General features: G+C 67.9%; 1 protein-coding gene. It reads left to right on the top strand.

What is annotated here, in order from left to right; genetic code table 11:
• The first annotated feature begins 122 nt into the window (after positions 1–122).
• Positions 123–1376, top strand: a complete 1254-nt coding sequence (locus ABIB16_RS11320; protein ID WP_036382543.1) for an IS256 family transposase — start codon at positions 123–125, stop codon at positions 1374–1376.
• Positions 1377–1425 lie beyond the last annotated feature (49 nt).

The following is a 1425-nucleotide window of genomic DNA, read 5'->3' as shown; positions in this document are numbered from 1 at the left end:
AGTTGAGTCCCGCATAGTGGTGTAGCGCCCGGTGGTCGGGCACGTCGTTCCAGACGTGGACGCGGCCACCGTGTGATCCTTCGAGTCAACCTCTCACAGAATCCTCGAATGGAGTCATCACGATGACCGCTCCTCATATTGTCGACCCTGCCGGCCTGCTGGGCGAAGCCCTGTCCGAGGCCTCCCCGGACATGATGCGCCACCTGCTGCAGACGATGATCAACACCCTGCTCTGCGCTGACGCCGATGCGGTGGTCGGCGCCGAATGGGGCAAACCCTCCCGTGACCGCACGGCCCAGCGCAATGGGTACCGGCACCGGGACCTGGACACCCGGGTCGGCACCGTGGACGTGGCCATCCCGAAGCTGCGCTCGGGCACCTACTTCCCGGAATGGCTGCTCGAGCGGCGCAAGCGGGCCGAATCGGCGCTGATCACCGTGGTCGCAGACTGCTACCTGGCCGGTGTCTCTACCCGGCGGATGGACAAGCTGGTCAAGACCTTGGGCATCAATGCCCTGTCGAAGTCCCAGGTGTCCCGGATGGCCGCGGACCTCGATGAGCAGGTGGAGGCCTTCCGCCACCGGCCGCTCGGGGAGGCGGGACCGTTCACGTTCGTTGCCGCGGACGCGTTGACGATGAAGGTGCGTGAGGGCGGGCGTGTGGTCAACGCGGTGGTGCTCATCGCCACCGGGGTCAACGGCGACGGCCACCGCGAAGTGTTGGGCCTGCGGGTGGCCACCAGCGAGACCGGGGCGGCGTGGAACGAGTTCTTCGCCGACTTGGTCGCCCGGGGCCTGGCCGGGGTCCGGCTGGTCACCTCTGATGCCCACCCCGGGCTCAAGGACGCCATCGCCGCGAACCTGCCCGGTGCGGTGTGGCAACGCTGCCGCACCCACTACGCGGCGAACCTGATGGGCATCACCCCGAAGAGCATGTGGCCGGCGGTGAAGGCCATGCTCCACTCGGTCTACGACCAGCCCGATGCCGCCAGCGTCAACGCCCAGTTCGACCGGCTGCTGGACTACGTGAGCGAGAAACTGCCGGTGGTGGCCGAGCACCTCGATGCTGCCCGGGCCGACATCCTGGCGTTCACCACATTCCCCAAGGACGTCTGGACCCAGATCTGGTCGAACAACCCGGCCGAGCGGCTCAACCGCGAGATCCGCCGCCGCACCGACGCGGTGGGCATCTTCCCCAACCGGGCGGCCATCGTACGACTGGTGGGCGCGGTGCTGGCCGAGCAGACAGACGAGTGGGCCGAGGGCCGTCGCTACCTCGGCCTGGAGGTCCTGGCCCGCTGCCGACTCACCACCGTCAGCAACACGGGAAGCGAGGTGAACCCCGACACCGCGCCCGCCCTCGAGTTCAGCGCCTGACAACCCCAACGAAGGAATCAGCCGCTACACCACTTCATGGGGCTTGACC

The organism is Micrococcus sp. UYEF5, from assembly GCF_040546065.1.
Taxonomy (GTDB): Bacteria; Actinomycetota; Actinomycetes; order Actinomycetales; family Micrococcaceae; genus Micrococcus; species Micrococcus luteus.
The sequence above is the reverse complement of the archived record's forward strand: the minus strand, read 5'-3'. Positions and strand labels throughout refer to the sequence as shown.